The 14,480-nt window shown below is 69.9% G+C and carries 10 protein-coding genes and 4 pseudogenes; 4 read left to right on the forward strand and 10 right to left on the reverse strand.

Annotated elements, in window-relative coordinates; all coding sequences use genetic code 11:
• Positions 1-243: 243 nt before the first annotated feature.
• Genes folP through ACWD01_RS35835 form a run of 3 tightly spaced genes read right to left on the reverse strand, consistent with a single transcriptional unit; the run spans position 244 to position 2,770 of the window.
• Entirely contained in the window at positions 244-1,161 is a 918-nt protein-coding gene (gene folP, locus ACWD01_RS35825) for a dihydropteroate synthase (protein WP_451167981.1), read from the reverse strand.
• On the reverse strand, positions 1,158-2,393 hold the full coding sequence (locus ACWD01_RS35830; protein WP_451167983.1) for an NAD(P)/FAD-dependent oxidoreductase: 1,236 nt from the start codon (positions 2,391-2,393) through the stop codon (positions 1,158-1,160). Before ACWD01_RS35830 ends, folP begins: the two co-directional genes overlap by 4 nt.
• Positions 2,390-2,770 carry a bifunctional 3-phenylpropionate/cinnamic acid dioxygenase ferredoxin subunit gene (locus ACWD01_RS35835; protein WP_451167984.1) on the reverse strand — a complete coding sequence of 127 codons (381 nt, stop codon included), beginning with the start codon at positions 2,768-2,770 and terminating at the stop codon, positions 2,390-2,392. The genes ACWD01_RS35830 and ACWD01_RS35835 overlap by 4 nt, the downstream gene beginning before the upstream one ends.
• A gap of 972 nt (positions 2,771-3,742) precedes the next feature.
• Here ACWD01_RS35835 and ACWD01_RS35840 point away from each other — a divergent pair.
• On the forward strand, positions 3,743-4,207 hold the full coding sequence (locus ACWD01_RS35840; protein ID WP_451167986.1) for a hypothetical protein: 465 nt from the start codon (positions 3,743-3,745) through the stop codon (positions 4,205-4,207).
• A gap of 26 nt (positions 4,208-4,233) precedes the next feature.
• Here ACWD01_RS35840 and ACWD01_RS35845 read toward each other — a convergent pair.
• From ACWD01_RS35845 to ACWD01_RS35855, 3 genes and pseudogenes are all read right to left on the reverse strand, one after another.
• Positions 4,234-4,336: pseudogene (locus tag ACWD01_RS35845) on the reverse strand (transposase); the annotation flags it as partial.
• An 83-nt stretch (positions 4,337-4,419) separates the two neighbouring features.
• Positions 4,420-5,079: a DUF4389 domain-containing protein gene (locus tag ACWD01_RS35850; protein ID WP_451167994.1), complete on the reverse strand. Its 660-nt coding sequence runs from the start codon at positions 5,077-5,079 to the stop codon at positions 4,420-4,422.
• A 126-nt stretch (positions 5,080-5,205) separates the two neighbouring features.
• Positions 5,206-5,490: pseudogene (locus ACWD01_RS35855) on the reverse strand (ISL3 family transposase); the annotation flags it as partial.
• 748 nt (positions 5,491-6,238) lie between these two features.
• Between ACWD01_RS35855 and ACWD01_RS35860 the strand changes: the two are divergent.
• The 3 genes from ACWD01_RS35860 to ACWD01_RS35870 all read left to right on the forward strand — a co-directional run bounded on the left by ACWD01_RS35860 (position 6,239) and on the right by ACWD01_RS35870 (position 9,501).
• Positions 6,239-7,090, forward strand: coding sequence for a universal stress protein (locus ACWD01_RS35860; RefSeq protein ID WP_451167987.1), 852 nt, complete (start codon positions 6,239-6,241; stop codon positions 7,088-7,090).
• A 73-nt stretch (positions 7,091-7,163) separates the two neighbouring features.
• Entirely contained in the window at positions 7,164-8,822 is a 1,659-nt protein-coding gene (locus tag ACWD01_RS35865; protein WP_451167989.1) for a cation:proton antiporter, read from the forward strand.
• Positions 8,823-9,036: 214 nt separating this feature from the next.
• Positions 9,037-9,501: a CBS domain-containing protein gene (locus ACWD01_RS35870; protein ID WP_451167990.1), complete on the forward strand. Its 465-nt coding sequence runs from the start codon at positions 9,037-9,039 to the stop codon at positions 9,499-9,501.
• 207 nt (positions 9,502-9,708) lie between these two features.
• Here the strand turns inward: ACWD01_RS35870 and ACWD01_RS35875 are convergent.
• The 4 genes and pseudogenes from ACWD01_RS35875 to ACWD01_RS35890 form a co-directional block, all read right to left on the reverse strand.
• Positions 9,709-10,138: pseudogene (locus tag ACWD01_RS35875) on the reverse strand (LuxR C-terminal-related transcriptional regulator); the annotation flags it as partial.
• Between the two features lie 278 nt (positions 10,139-10,416).
• On the reverse strand, positions 10,417-11,190 hold the full coding sequence (locus tag ACWD01_RS35880) for a LuxR C-terminal-related transcriptional regulator (RefSeq protein ID WP_451167992.1): 774 nt from the start codon (positions 11,188-11,190) through the stop codon (positions 10,417-10,419).
• A 31-nt stretch (positions 11,191-11,221) separates the two neighbouring features.
• Positions 11,222-12,925, reverse strand: a complete 1,704-nt coding sequence (locus ACWD01_RS35885) for an amidohydrolase (RefSeq protein ID WP_451167993.1) — start codon at positions 12,923-12,925, stop codon at positions 11,222-11,224.
• Between the two features lie 383 nt (positions 12,926-13,308).
• Positions 13,309-14,312, reverse strand: a pseudogene (locus ACWD01_RS35890) (IS5 family transposase).
• Positions 14,313-14,480: the final 168 nt, after the last annotated feature.

Genomic DNA, 14,480 nt, shown 5'->3' on the forward strand with positions numbered 1-14,480 from the left:
ACTCCCCGGACAACGTGGCGATCAAGCTCGGGGACAGACTGGTGCTGCTCATCATTCTCACCTCGGAAGATGTCACACGCGCACACGGCGGGGGTGGGCCGTCAGAGACGGTTCACGACGGCGCGTTTCCTAATAAGAGACGGGTGGCGTATTACGAAACAAAGAATCTGGTGTGAAGCCAGCGGTGTCAAGACGTCGACCGGAGGCGGGCGGAGCCTGCGATGCCGGTCGGACACCGGGTCCTCAGCGCAGGGACGCCTGCGCCGGGGCCGCCGCCCCGATGCCCCAGCGGGCGGTCACCCGCACCGCGTCGAGCGTCGAGGCCACATCGTGCACGCGCAGGCACCAGACGCCCTGCGCGGCGGCGAGTACGGAAACGGCGGTGGTCGCGGCATCCCGCAACCGCGCCGGGCGCACGCGGCCCGTCGCCGGGTCCGCCAGCAAGCGCCCCAGGAACGACTTGCGTGACGCGCCCACGAGAAGGGGACAGCCCAGCGAGCCGACCTCCCCCAGACGGCCCAGCAGCTCCCAGTTGTGCTCGGGCGTCTTGGCGAAACCCAGCCCGGGGTCGACTATCAGGCACCTGGGCCCGATCCCCGCCTGCAGCGCTGCCTCGACCCTCAGGCGCACCTCGTCGACCACGTCGGTGACGACGTCGTCGTATGCGGCGTTCGCCTGCATGCCGGCTGCGTGGCCGCGCCAGTGCATCACCACGTACGGCGTGCCGGCCCGGGCCATCAGCGGCAGCATCGCCGGGTCGGCAAGGCCGCCCGAGACGTCGTTGACCAGCCGTGCACCGGCATCGAGAGCGCGGGCGGCGACCTCGGCCCGCATGGTGTCGATGCTCACGGTCCCGCCCGCCGCGGCGAGTTCCCGCACAACAGGCACGACGCGCCGCAACTCCTCCTCGACCGGCGGGCGGGCCGCGCCGGGGCGGGTCGACTCACCTCCCACGTCCACGATGTCCGCTCCCTGCTCGAACAGGGCGAGTCCATGCGCGACCGCCGCTTGCGGAGCGAACGACAGCCCGCCGTCGGAGAAGGAGTCCGGCGTGACGTTGACGACGCCCATGACCAGTGTCCGGCCGGGCCGCGGGAGCCCGTAGGGGTGCCGTTCCGGCCTTCCCGGGCGTGGGGCGGCGGGGCGCGCCGTGGCGGTCACGGGGATCCGTCCCTGTGCGCCGCCTCGGTGGCCAGCTGACGGCGCCAGCGCATGAACGGGCGGGCCCGGTTCACGCCGAGCACGGCGACCGGGCGCTCTGCCCGCCGGTAGACGGCGAGGAAGCTGCCCTCGTCCGCCGCACCCTCCTCGACGGTCACGCTGTCGGCTCCGGCCGCGTATCCGGCGAACTGGATACGCACGCCGTACTGGTCGGACCAGAAGTACGGCGGACGCAGCGGCTCGGGTGCGGCCGCGCCGCCGGAGAGCAGAGCGGCAACGGCCGCCGCCGGCCGCTCGCGCGCACCGGTCCAGTGCTCGACGCGGCGGTGCGCCCCGACCGCGGGGTCGTACCAGGCCGCGCAGTCGCCGACCGCGACGACGCCGGGGACGTTCGTGGCGCCGGCGGCATCACACCGCACGCCGCCCGCCAGCGCCACGCCGGAGCCCTCGAGCCACTCGACGCAGGGACGGGCACCCACCCCGACGACGACGGTGTCGGCCGCAAGGCTGCGGCCGTCCTCCAGCAGCACCGCCTCCACCCTGCCCCGGCCACTGTTGCGGGTGCCCTGCGCAGCAGGGATTCCCCCGCCGCCCGGGCCGTCACCGCTGAGCCCCCGTACGCCGACTCCGCACACGAGCCGCACGCCGTGGTCGGCGTGGAGGGCGGAGACCAGCGTGCCCATCGCCGTTCCGAGCGGACCGGCGAGCGCGGTCGGCGCGGCCTCGACCACAGTGACCTCGAGCCCGAGCGCGCGGGCGGTCGAGGCGACCTCGGCGCCGATGAATCCGCCGCCGATGACCACGAGCCGGCCACCGCGCGCCAGGTCCTCGCGCAGCGCGCGGGCGTCGTCGAGCGTGCGCAGCACGTGGACGCCTTCCAGACCGTGGCCGCCGGGGAGGGTGCGGGCGGCCGCTCCGGTCGCCACGACGACCCCGTCGGCACGGACTGTACGGCCGTCCGCGAGCCGTATCACGCGCCCGGCGCGGTCGAGCCCCACGGCGCGGGTGCCGAGCAGCCACTGCGCATCCAGCTCCTCGCCGTCCCCCTCGAGCACGAGGTCGGACTCCCCCACCTGACCGGCGAGGAACTCCTTGGACAACGGCGGCCGGTCGTAGGGGCGGTGAGTCTCGTCGCCGACGATGACGAGCCGTCCGTCAAAACCCTGCGCGCGCAGCGCCCGGGCGGCCGACAGCCCGGCCAGCGAGGCACCGACGACAGCCACGCTCTTCACGCAGCGCCTCCGGCGACCGGGACCGCTCCGAGCCGTGCGGCGACACAGGAGGGCGGGAGGTTCGGCGGGGCGTCGGAGAGCTTGACGTAGACCATGCCGTCCTCGACCAGGACCTGGTGGGTGCGCACGGGGAGCCGGGCCGGCGGGGCGTCCACCCTTCCGGTGCGCACGTCGAACTTCGAAGCGTGCAGGGGGCACTCGACCTCGCACCCCTCCAGCCAGCCGTCGGAGAGCGAGGCGTCCTGATGGGTGCACGTGTCGTCAATCGCGTAGAACTCGCCGTCCTCGGTGCGGAACACGGCGACGGGCGGGTCGGACTCGATCCGGAACGCCTCGCCTCGCGGCAGATCGGCGACACGGCACGCAGGAATCATCATGACCACCTCGGTGCGTATTACGAAACTGATTGCGTCAAGTGCAACGCCAGTCTGAGGTTGCCTCCACCCCTTGTCAAGGAGTCGACACGGCATCCACGGAGGCCTCCCGCAACTCACCCGCCGCCAAGAGGCTGCCGCACACGGCACTCGCCAGATCACGGAACGGCCCTCACCGACGGCGCCCCGCGAAGGACGGCGAAGCACGGAACGACCGGCCGCGAATCCGGCGGTTCACCAGGCGCCACGGACCGAGCTGCTCGCGGAATGAGCCCACCCCACCCGGCGGCGCCGAGGACGCACCGCCGGGCACCTCGCCACCACGCCGCCGACAGCGCCGCCGGGAGCATCGGCGGCAGTGCATCACGACATGCGCTTCGCCCCCGGGACCAACAGGGACGGAATCGACAACCCCCTACTCACCGACGGCGCCGCAGAACACCGCTCCACACGAACGACCCAGATGACACAGAAAAACGTAGATCCACGCCCCGGCCCCACTCATCCTGACTCCTCGACCCCAGCAGGCAGCACTCGTTCGCCCACACGCGCGAGCACACCGGTGGACATCCGCATCCGCCACCACGCGCGCCGAAGCCGGATGCAACCGAGATCCGAGACAGGCCACCGCGCGCACAGAAAGCAGAACTGCCGCTCACCGAGATGCGCCACCTGACCCGACTGGAATTGATCAACGAGGCAATGCGGGCCGCGCCGGAAGAACACGCCGGCACCGCCCCGCACCTGCCGGTCGGCCCGGTCGGCCCGGTCGACGAGTAGCGCCTCAGCAACCTGTCGCCGGGCCGGGAATCACACTCTCTCCTCGACCGCCGACCGCCATACGGATCATGTCTCCGCACCTTGATGCGGTGCGGGTGGAACGAGTACGGGTGGCGGGAGGCGTAGTCCGCATCGCGGCCCGCACCCGCGAGCTGATGGTGGCGTGTCGCGGACTGCGGTCGCGGTTCCGCGCGGGTGCACAGCCGCTACGGCCGCGCGCTGGCCGATGTCGCTGCGGGTGGCCGACCGGTGGTGATCGAGCTGTCGGTGCGACGGTTGTTCTGTGACGGCCCGAGCTGCGGTCGGCGGACGTTCGCCGAGCAGGTTGAGGGGCTGACGGCGCGCTACCAGCGCCGCAGCCCGCTGCTGCAGCACCTGGTGGAAATGGCCGGAGTACTCCTCGCCGGCCGTGGCGGCCCCCGGCTCCTGCAGATCCTGCAGGTACCGCTGTCGCGGACCGGCGTGCTGTTCCACTTGATGCGCTTGCCCCCTCCGTCACCAGCGACCCCGCGAGTATTGGGCGTGGACGACTTCGCGCTGTACTCGGACGTCTACGGCACCCTGTTGGTGGATGCCGACACCCGGCTGCCGATCGAGCTGTGGGCCGACCGCGACGCCGAGCAATTGGCCACCTGGCTGCGGACACCCTCCGCGGCCTAGAGACGAGACAGCAGCATCTTCCACATTCCATCAGCTGACCAGCGACGATGCCCGCTTATAGACCGTCTCCCACGGCCCGAACCGCTCCGGCAGGTCCCGCCACTGCACACCCGTCCGCACCCGGTACGCCGGACAGGCTGCATGCTCAGGCCGGCCATGCTCCGGCCTGAGCGTCCCCCTGCTCTTGGCCCGTCCAGCGGTCGGGTGGTCAGTCAGGCCGTCGTCGCCGGTGCCGTCTCCCGCCCGCCCATGTCGAGCCGGAAGGGCGGGTACTGGTCGGTCAGCAATGCGGCATAGGCGGTGACCCGGGCAACCCAACGAGCCAGACCGAGCAGGAGGTCGAAGAGGTGCACCGGATAACGGGCCTTGACCGCCAAGATGATCACGGCGACCAGCGACAGAAAGGGAATAAGCCCGCTGTAGCGCCAGCCTTCGTCATTGCCCCAGCCTCCGGCGAGAATCCCGACAACGACATACTGCGGAATCGCCAGCAGCCACCACTTCACCAGGACCAGACCGCGGGAGAGGCGCTCGGGATAGGCGATGTCGAAGTGCGCCGGGTAATCGGGCACATCGGCGAGCGTGAACGGCGGGTAACGGTCGGTGCCGAGTGCAGTATGGGCGTAATAGCTGACACGCCAGTTCCAGCGCAGTACGCCGACATTGAAGTCGAAGAGGGGCCGCGGATACCGGCCGGTGATCAGGATGGCGAAGAACGCGACGACGGTGACCAGCACGAAGCCGATCCACAGGAAAAACAGCACGATGTAGTGCGGAATGGCGAACAACCATTTCACCAGCCACATCCATCGGGACAGCCCCGGATCGAGAGACGCCTCGATACGCACGTCTGACGCGGTGACGGGAATCATGAGGGCGCAACTCCTTTCGAGCATCCCGCTCGGCAGACGCCGGGCTGGTGATCGCCGATCAGAACTCAGCCTCACATGGGGTGCGGAAAGCCGCGACTTGTCACTCCGTTTCGAGTGAGACGAGGACAGGATCGTTTCCTTCGGAGGCAGGTTTTCGGGGTCGGTGAGCAGGAGGCGGCTGGCGTGGCGCGGAGTGGTGACGGGGCGGTCGCCTTCGGCTCGGCCCTGGTTCAGGTAGCGGACCAGCAGCTTGGCGCTGCCCGTGTAGCCCAACTCCCGGATCTCTTCGAGGAGGTGGGTGACCGGGACGGCCGGTTCCTCAGCACGGCGCCGCCGCAGGTGGTCGCGGTAGGGGTCGACGAGGGTGGGCCGGTAGGCGGGGGCGATGCGCAGGGCCTGGGGTTCGGGCGCAGAGCGGCTACTCGGTGGTGCGGTCAGGGTCGGGGAGCTCCGGCGGGAAGTGCCGTTCCAGGATCTCCGCCCAGCGGTGCAGGACCACAAAGCCGGTGGTGTCAGCCTGCGTGCGTTTTGCTCCCGCAGAGACCGTGTCCCCCGCGGGTCGTGTCGCTTTACAAGGCAGCCGCCCGCGTATGACGTGTCGCGTTGCGGTAGCGCATCGAGTTGCCATCTCTGCCCGGCCTTGTGAGGACGGACACAGTGCCGCCCCAGGTGGATGGCCGAGCCTCCCGTCGCGCCGGGAAGACCGATGTAGGTGGGGGCGCCGAAGAACGACAGGAGCTTGCCGACCAGGAGAAGCCCCGCCAGTGCCCCGATCAGGGGCAGTGGTCCACCACGGGTGGTTTGTGATCGGGTTCCACAGATCCACGGTGATCCACCGGCTGACCTCCTCGGTGAGCCACTGCTGCCCGCGCTCTGAGCCTGGAACAGCGGCGCTCGCGAGAGTGATATGTGCTCTGAACAGGAAAAACGCCAGACTGGGGCGTCTTCCCGAGGGGCCCTGCACCCCCAAACTGCTGGCGGCGGAGATCCAAGGCAGTGGTACGGGGTTGCCCGCGGCTGGCGGAGTGGGCGGGGCTGCGGAACCGTGGTGTACAAGGAGGCGTTTCGCGTGGCTGCCGGTCCGGCGTTCCGGTGAGCCGGGGAGTGCCCCGCTCGCACGTGCCGTGGCGGCGGCCTGTGTGGCTGGAGGGTGGTCGCCATGGGCACGGCGCGGTTCCGTCGGCTGCCGGCGGCCACAGACCTGTCCCGTGGTGGGAGCCGCGCCGTGGGGCGCGCGGTGCAACTCGCCCGGTTGCATGAGGCGCGGGTCACCGCGCTGTGCGTGCTGTCTCCCCGACTGGATGCCGATGTGCTTGACCAGGTGCGTGAGCGGCGGCTGGCAGGCCATGTGCGCCAGTATGCGGGTGGGTCGGGCGTGGAAGTGGTGGTGCGTGTCGGCAGGGTGAGTCCGACGGTCGCGCTGGAGGTGGAGCACTGTGCGGCCGATCTGCTCGTCGTCGGTGCGCATGGCGAGGACCGGCTGGCCGACGCGCTGCTGGGCACGACTCCGGAGAACCTGATCCGCTCCAGCAGGGCCCCTGTGCTGGTGGTGCGAGGGCCGCCCGGCGGCGATTACCGCACGGTTCTTCTTGCGGTCGACGTGACCGACTCCTCGCGGGAGGCGGCGCGGTGCGGTATCGCGCTCACTCCGGGTGCGGAGCACTACGCGGTGCACGTCGGTGCCGTGCCGAACCAACACGTGCTGCGGATGCACGGGGTGAGCGAGGAGGAGCTGTCACAGCTGCGGCATGTGTGCCTCCAGGAGGTACAGCCCCAGGTCGAGCGCCTGGTGGGCTCCCTGGCATCCCGGGTCCCGCCTCATCTGCTCGTCACCACGGGGAGTCCCGCGATCACTGTCCCGGAACTGGGTGAGCTGCACGGGGCGGACCTGATGGTGATCGGGACGGGAGCACGGTCGAAGTTGGAGCACGCCGTGCTGGGCAGCATTGCCCAGCACGTGATGCGGCGTGCCCGGTGCGATGTCCTGATCGTTCGGGAGGCGAGGAGATGACCGGACGGCCGTCCCGCTTCGCCGCCGGGGACCACGGCCGGCCGCGGACTGTGGTCGGACGGGGGTGATGGGGTTGCACGGGTTCGCTCTCACTGCCGTCATCCTGGCGATCTCCGCGTTCGTCGGGCTGTTGGCCGTACGCCTGCGGCAGCCGCTGATCGTCGCGTTCATCGGCGTGGGCATCCTGGTCGGCCCGACCGGCTTCGGCTGGGTGGAGGCGGACGGCACGATCGAGCTGCTGGCGCGGATGGGCATCGCGATCCTGCTGTTCCTCGTCGGCCTCCGGCTGGACCTGCATCTGATCCGTACCACCGGACCCATCGCCCTGGCGACCGGTCTCGGTCAGGTTCTCTTCACCTCGGTCATCGGCTACCTGATCGCCACCGGCCTGGGCATGGACACGGTCACGGCGCTGTATGTGGCGGTGGCGCTGACCTTCTCGTCCACGATCATCATCGTGAAGCTGCTGTCGGACAAGCGGGAGCTGGAGCAGTTGCACGGGCGGATCGCGGTCGGCTTCCTCATCGTCCAGGACATCGTGGTGGTCCTGGTGATGATCGTGCTGACCGCCTTCGGGCGGTCAGCCGGTGACAACGTGGCCGTGGATGTCGCCCTGGTCTTCGCCAAGGGCCTGGGGCTGCTGGCCGGGGTGGGCCTGCTCATGCGGTACGTGCTGCCGAAGGTGCTGCACCAGGTGGCCCGTTCGCAGGAACTGCTGCTCCTCTTCGGCGTGGCCTATGCGGTGTCGGTGGCGACCCTGAGTGACTGGATGGGCTTCAGTAGCGAGGTCGGGGCGTTCCTGGCGGGGGTCTCGCTCGCCAGCACGCCGTACCGGGACGCGTTGGGCGCCCGGCTCGTCAGCCTGCGGGACTTCCTGCTGCTGTTCTTCTTCCTCGAACTGGGCGGGCGGCTGGAGTTCTCCGACGCCTCCCGGCAGCTCACCGACGCGGCGATCTTCTCCGTCTTCGTGCTCGTCGGCAACCCGCTCATCGTCGTGCTGATCATGGCAGCCATGCGCTACCCGGTACGAGTGGGGTTCCTGGCCGGGCTCACGGTGGCGCAGATCTCCGAATTCTCCCTCATCCTCGCCGCCCTCGGCCTGAGCCTCGGCCACATCACCGGCGCCACCGTCAGCCTGATCACCGTCGTCGGCCTGATCACCATCGGCGGCTCCACCTACCTCATCCTTTACTCCCACCAGATCTACGCCCGCCTCGAACGCTGGCTATCGGTGCTCGAACGCACCGACGGCAGAAAGCGGGACCTCCACGGGCACGAGAAGGAAGCCGACGTGATCCTCTACGGCCTGGGCCGCTTCGGCGGCGCCATCGCCGACCAGCTCGGCAAGACCGGTCACCGCGTCCTGGCCGTCGACTTCGATCCGCACCACGTGGCCCGCAGCGAGCGAGAGGGCGTGGCTGCCATGTTCGGCAGTGCCGAGGACATGCACCTGCTGGAGAACCTGCCCCTCTCCCACGCCCGCTGCGTGATCAGCACCATCCCCCTGCCGGAGACGAGCAAGGCCCTGCTCCACGGACTGCGCCACCACGACTACCGGGGCAAGGTCGCCCTCACCGCCCATTCCGAGCGCGACGCCGAGCAGCTGGCCGCCGCCGGCGCCGACCTCATTCTGAGGCCATACCCCCTTGCCGCCATGGCCGCGGCCGAAGTTCTCGACCAGTTGCTCGGGCGCGGCAACCAGGGCGGGAACAGCGGCACACCGCCGGCCTGAACAGCGGACACACGCCGCTGTCTTCCTTGCCTTGGACACAGGCGGCGAAGCCACCCGCTGCGCGTCGGCGAGCCAGGGACGGGGCATTCCCACAGTGACGGCGGTCAGCGGGGTCGGCGTCGTGTGACGTCCCCGGGGCCCGTGGCGGGCTCGCTCCGAGTTCCCCGGACGACGTTGGTCGGCACAGGAGGCCCGGGAAAGCGAGGGGAAGCAGATGCGTGCGAGTGACTTGGCCGAGCCTTACCCGGTGGTCGGCACGGACGACGACGCCATGGAGGCGGCCCGCCTGTTCGCCGAGCACCAGCTCCCGGCGCTGCTGGTGGTGGACCGGGACGAGCGGCCGTATGCGATCGTGCCCGGCTCGCAACTGCTGCGGGTGATCGTGCCGGAGTACGTCCTGCGTGAGCCTTCGTTGGCGCGTTCGCTTCGGGCCGGCAACGGCGAGCGGCTGTCGCATGTACTGGAAGAACTGACGGTCGCAGAGTGGTTGAGCGGTCAGGGGCAGCGCGAGCTGCCCACGGTTGTCGGTGTGTCCGCCAGCGCCATCGAGATCGCTGAACTGATGGTCCGGACGCATACCCCGTTGGTGGCCGTTGTCGAGTCGGACGGGAAGCGGACACGGACAGTCGGTGCGATCAGGGCGGCCCGGCTGATGGATCATTTCCTCCGCCAGTCGTGACCAAGGAACCCGGCACCTCGCCCCGCGCGCGTACCGTGGCCCGACGCCTCCATGGACAGCCGCTGACCTCACGACCGGTTATGCCTGCCCGTTTGGCGGCCCAGTAGCCGGTGGCGATCTTCGTGCCGGCCGGGACGACGGCCAAGGCGCGAGCGGGGCACGTGGTAGCCGCAGGCCGGTACGGCACTGCCCGTGGTGCGCGGGTGGTCAGGGTTCGATGAGGCCCGCGCGGATGGCGTAGCGGGTGGGTTCGAGGCGGTCGCGGAGGCCGAGTTTCTGGAGCAGGTTGGCGCGATGGCGTTCGACGGTCTTGACACTGATGTAGAGGAGGTCGGCGATCTGCTTGGACGTGTGGCCTTCGGCGACGAGTTTGAGGATCTCCTCCTCGCGGTCCGTGATGGGCTTGGCGGGGAGGTCCGCGCCAGTCGCGGAGGCGGTCGAGGCAGCTGCGGATGAGGGTGTTGACGGTGCCGGGGTAGAGGAAGGGTACGCCGCGCATGGCGGCGCGGCAGGCTTCGACCAGGTCGCGGTCGGCGACGGACTTGAGGACGTAGCCGGAGGCGCCCGCAGCGAGTGCTTCGAAGAAGTACTGCTCGTTGTCGTACATGGTGAGCATGAGGATGCGCAGGTCCGGCTGGCTCATCGCGTGGTTCAACATGGTCGCCATCGCCCTGCCCCTGCCGATAGCGCCTCGCGCCCTGCAGGACCACGAACGCCAGCTGAAGGAAGGACTCGACCCGGTGTTCGACCCCGTATCGAGGCCGGCATCAAGGGTCGTTCTGGGAGGCCAGCGATGCCCCGCCGGACCGTCAGAGCACCTGTAGTTCGTGATCCGTTGCCCATCTGTCCACCAAACAACGAGGACAGGCAGTCGGACGAGTGACGAGACAACATATTCCGGTGGCGGGATGCCCATCAGCGGGAGGGTTCGATTCCCCAGGCGGCGGCTCGGGCGGCGGCGGCGGCGCGGTTGGGGAGGTCGAGCTTGGCGAGGATGTGCTCGATGTGGGTTCCTACGGTACGCGGCGTGATGTACAGCCGCTCGGCGATTTCCCGGTTGGTGCGGCCGGCGGTCAGTTCGGCCAGCACCTGGAGCTCCCGTGGCGAGAGTCCGCCAGGCCGCCGCGCGTCCGCGGCGGGGTCGGTTGCGGCGATCTCCTCGGACGGCGGGCCTGCGTGGGTGGCGACGGCCGCGGCGAGGGCCTCGGTGAGCAACGTGACCACGGCGCGCGCCGGATCGGGCGTGCGCCGCGGCCGGCGGGTGCTGACGTTCAGCATGCCGACGTACCGGCCGTCGGAGGCGAACAGGCATTGGGCCACGCCGTCCTCGATGCCGAGGGGACCCAGCACCTCCTGAAAGCCCGGTGATGCCGCCAGGAGCTGCCCAGGGACGTCCCTGAGCCAGAGACCGCCCCGGGCCGGGCAGTGGAGTACGGGGAACACCGGGTCGTGGTGGAGACGGGTCTCGATGTACGCCGTGGCGTCGTCCGGGTAGCTCCCGGCCAGCGTGGTGTGGCGCCGGCGCAGCGGATCCCACCGGGCCAGCGAGGCGTGGTCGTACTCCATCACCTCCGACAGTGCCGCCAGGACCGTGTCGACGCCGGTCGCGCCGCTCATGGCGCTTCTGGCGGCCTCCCGGACGTGGACCGCCGCGTCCAGGATGTCCGCCCTGCTCGGCTCCGCTGCCATCACCCAAGGATGATCACGTGCCCGGAATACGTCAATCGCGAAGGGCGTCGTGGACGACGTGCCCGTCCACGACGGTGAGGACGACGGGCATCTCCGGGATGTCGTGGGGGTCGGCGGTGAGCAGGTCCCCGTCGAGCACGCAGAGGTCTGCGACCTTGCCCGGCTCCAGGGAGCCCTTCCAGTCGTCGGCGAAGTCCTGCCAGGCGGCGTCGATCGTGTACGTACGGATCGCCTCGGCCAGGCCGATGCACTGCTCGGGGCCGCTGACCCGGCCGGCGGCCTTCGACTCGCGCAGCACCATGGTGGCGACGCCCTGGCGCCAGTCCGGGTACGTGACGGGGGCGTCGGACCCGCTCGCGACCCGCAGGCCGGCGTCGATGGCATCGCGGTACGGCCATGCGTACGCGGCCCGCTCGGCGCCGACGAACTCCTCCTCCATGTCGGCGACCGTCCACTTGATGGTGGGGTTCATGTTGACGCCGAAGCCATGCGCGGCCAGCACCTTCATGCTGTGCGCGGTGAGGAAGTCGCCGTGGATGACGTAGTGGCGGGCGTCGCGCCGCGGGTGCTCGGCCATGGCCGCGGCGAAGGCGTCCACGACGGTGTCGATGGCCCGGTCGCCGGTGACGTGGACGCCCAGCTGGTGCCCGGCGGCGTGGGCATACCGGATCATGGCGTCGATCTCGGCGGTCCGCTCGTCGTCGGTCTCGCCGCCGACGCACAGGGAGCCGCAGCCGCCGCCGACGTACGGCTCGTGCATCCAGGCCGTCTTGTTGGGGACGATGCCGTCGGCGAAGATCTTGACCCCGTGGATCGCGAGGCGGCGCGGATCGGCGACGCCGGACTCGCCGAGGGCGGTGAGGGTGCGGGTGAACTCCTCGGTGGTGCTCGCCATTCCGGTGGGCAGGAGCAGGACGCCGACGCGGGCGGTCAGTTCGCCGTCGGCCAGCAGCCGGCGGTACACGTCGAGGGTCTCCGCGCCGAGCGCGCCCCGCATGATCCCGTCGCCGCCGGGGCCGAGCCCCGGCTCGGTGTAGCTGGTCACGCCGAGCCGGGCGAGCGTGGCGAGGGTCGACCTGATCGCGTCGGTCCGCTCCTGCCGGCTGAGCGGCGGCAACGCGTTCTGGACGAGGGCCTGGGCCCCCTCGTGGAGCAGCCCGGTCGGCTCCCCGGCTTCGTCCACGACGATGGCCCCGCCGGGCGGCGCGAGGGTGTGCCGGCCGATCCCGATGAGCTCAAGTGCCTTGGAGTTGACCCAGGTGGCGTGCCCGGAGAAGGAGTAGAGAACGACGGGGTGGTCCGGGCTCACGGAGTCGAGGTCGCGCCGCGAGGGAAGCCGCGACGGATCGGAGACGCACTCGTCGAGGTAACCGGTGTCCCAGCCGTGCCCCGTGATCCAATGCCCGCCCGGAACCCGCCCGACGGCCTCCCGTACCGCCTCGGCCACGTCCGCGAGGGAGGAGACGGCGGGATGGCCGAGGTCGAGGGAGAGCGGCGGCGTCGCCATGCCGAAGGCACATCCGTGCAGATGCGAATCGTTGATACCGGGAAGCAGCGTCGCCCCCCGCAGGTCGACGACGCGGGTGCCGGGTCCGACGAGCGGCGCGACATCGTCCCGCCCGCCGACGGCACTGATCACCCCACCGGTCACCGCCACGGCGGAGGCGACGGAGAACTCCGCATCGACCGTGACCACCCGCCCGCCGAGAAACACCAGATCCGCATACGTGTCCACAGAAGGTCCTTTCGAAAACCCGGGCGCACCACGGCCACCCACGAACGATCTCCCGAGGAGTATGGCCACGCCCCCATCCCCCGCACATCGGTCATCCCACCGATACGCGCTCTCGCAGTGGCAGGCTGACGCCTCGTGCTCGGGATCGTGTGCCGCGGGCATGTTGGCGGACGTTTTGACGCTCTGGGCATCGAGCACGCATGCGCTGGGTTCGGTGCTCCGGCCTTCGGCTTGGCGGAACAGGCGGCGCAGGGCCGTTGCCCCTTCGCTCGGCCCGCCAGGCTGACAAGTGGGTTCCAGTAGTTCCCGGCGGGCGTCCGACAGATCGCTGGGACAGGGGCGCTGTCGCGTCATGTTCCGTTAGGGCCTGTGTGATGTTGTGATCAGCCAGTTGCCTTCAGGAGGTCGTCGATCCAGATCATCGAGGCACGGAGGTGGAGGCCGGCGAGGTAGCTCTCGGGCGTCTTGTCGTATCGAGTCGCGATACCGCGCCATGCCTTCAACTTGTTGATGAGCCGCTCGACAGTGTTCCGCTCCTTGTAAAGATCGCCGTCGTGGCGTGTGGGGCGGCCGCCCCGGCGGCCCTTCTTCTTCCGGTTGGCGGACTGGTCCTTCTTCTCCGGGATGACTGCCTTGATGCCGCGTTTCCGCAGGTAAGAGCGGTTAGCGCGGGACGAGTAGGCCTTGTCCGCGGCGACAGCGTCGGGCCGGGTTCGAGGACGGCCGAGAGGCAGACGGACCCGCACCTTCTGCAACACGGGGACGAACTGCGGGCTGTCGGCGGCCTGTCCTGCGGTCAGGACGAGCGACAACGGACGGCACTTGCGGTCCGCGGCGAGATGAACCTTGCTCGTCAGCCCACCACGGGATCTCCCGAGCAGGGCTTGGTTCAAGCGGAGCTTGCGCCGTCGCCTGATACGCCGCCGCTCTTCCCGCTCGGGGCCGTCCCTGCCGTCCTGTCCGTTCTGTTCTGGCGGGCCGCCCCCTTTTGCCGGGCCCGCTCCTGCTCGGCGGCAGCTTCTTCAAGGGCGTCCATAACCTCCTTGCCGATGCACATCCCGGCGGCGTCGTGGTGGGCGCGGGCAGTGGTGGAGTCCACGCTGACCAGGGATAAGTCCGTCTGTCCCCGGCGGGCGGCCTCCGCGATCATGCCTTCCAGAAGAGCAGAGAAGACCCCGGCGTCCCGCCAGACACGAAAGCGGCCGTAGACCGTCGGCCACGGTCCGAACTCGGAGGGCATCTCGCGCCACTGGGCGCTGGACCGGAACCGCCAGATCACCCCTTCGAACTGCTCCCGCAGCCGTTCGGGGTATGGACCGTACTCGCCTATCGGCAGATACGGCTCGATGAACTCCCATTGCTCGTCGCTGAGTTGCCTACGTGTCACACCCAGCGTCCTACCAGGTCCTGCCCCCGCAAGGGACCAAAACCCGAGATTGATCACGACCTCACACAGGCCCTAGTACTGCAACGGTCTTTTGCGTGACGGGGCGGCGGCTGGTGCGTTGTGCTGGTCATGGGGTGGGAGAGTGTGCGGGCGGGTGCCCGGGAGTGG

This window comes from Streptomyces sp. NPDC002835, from assembly GCF_053591995.1.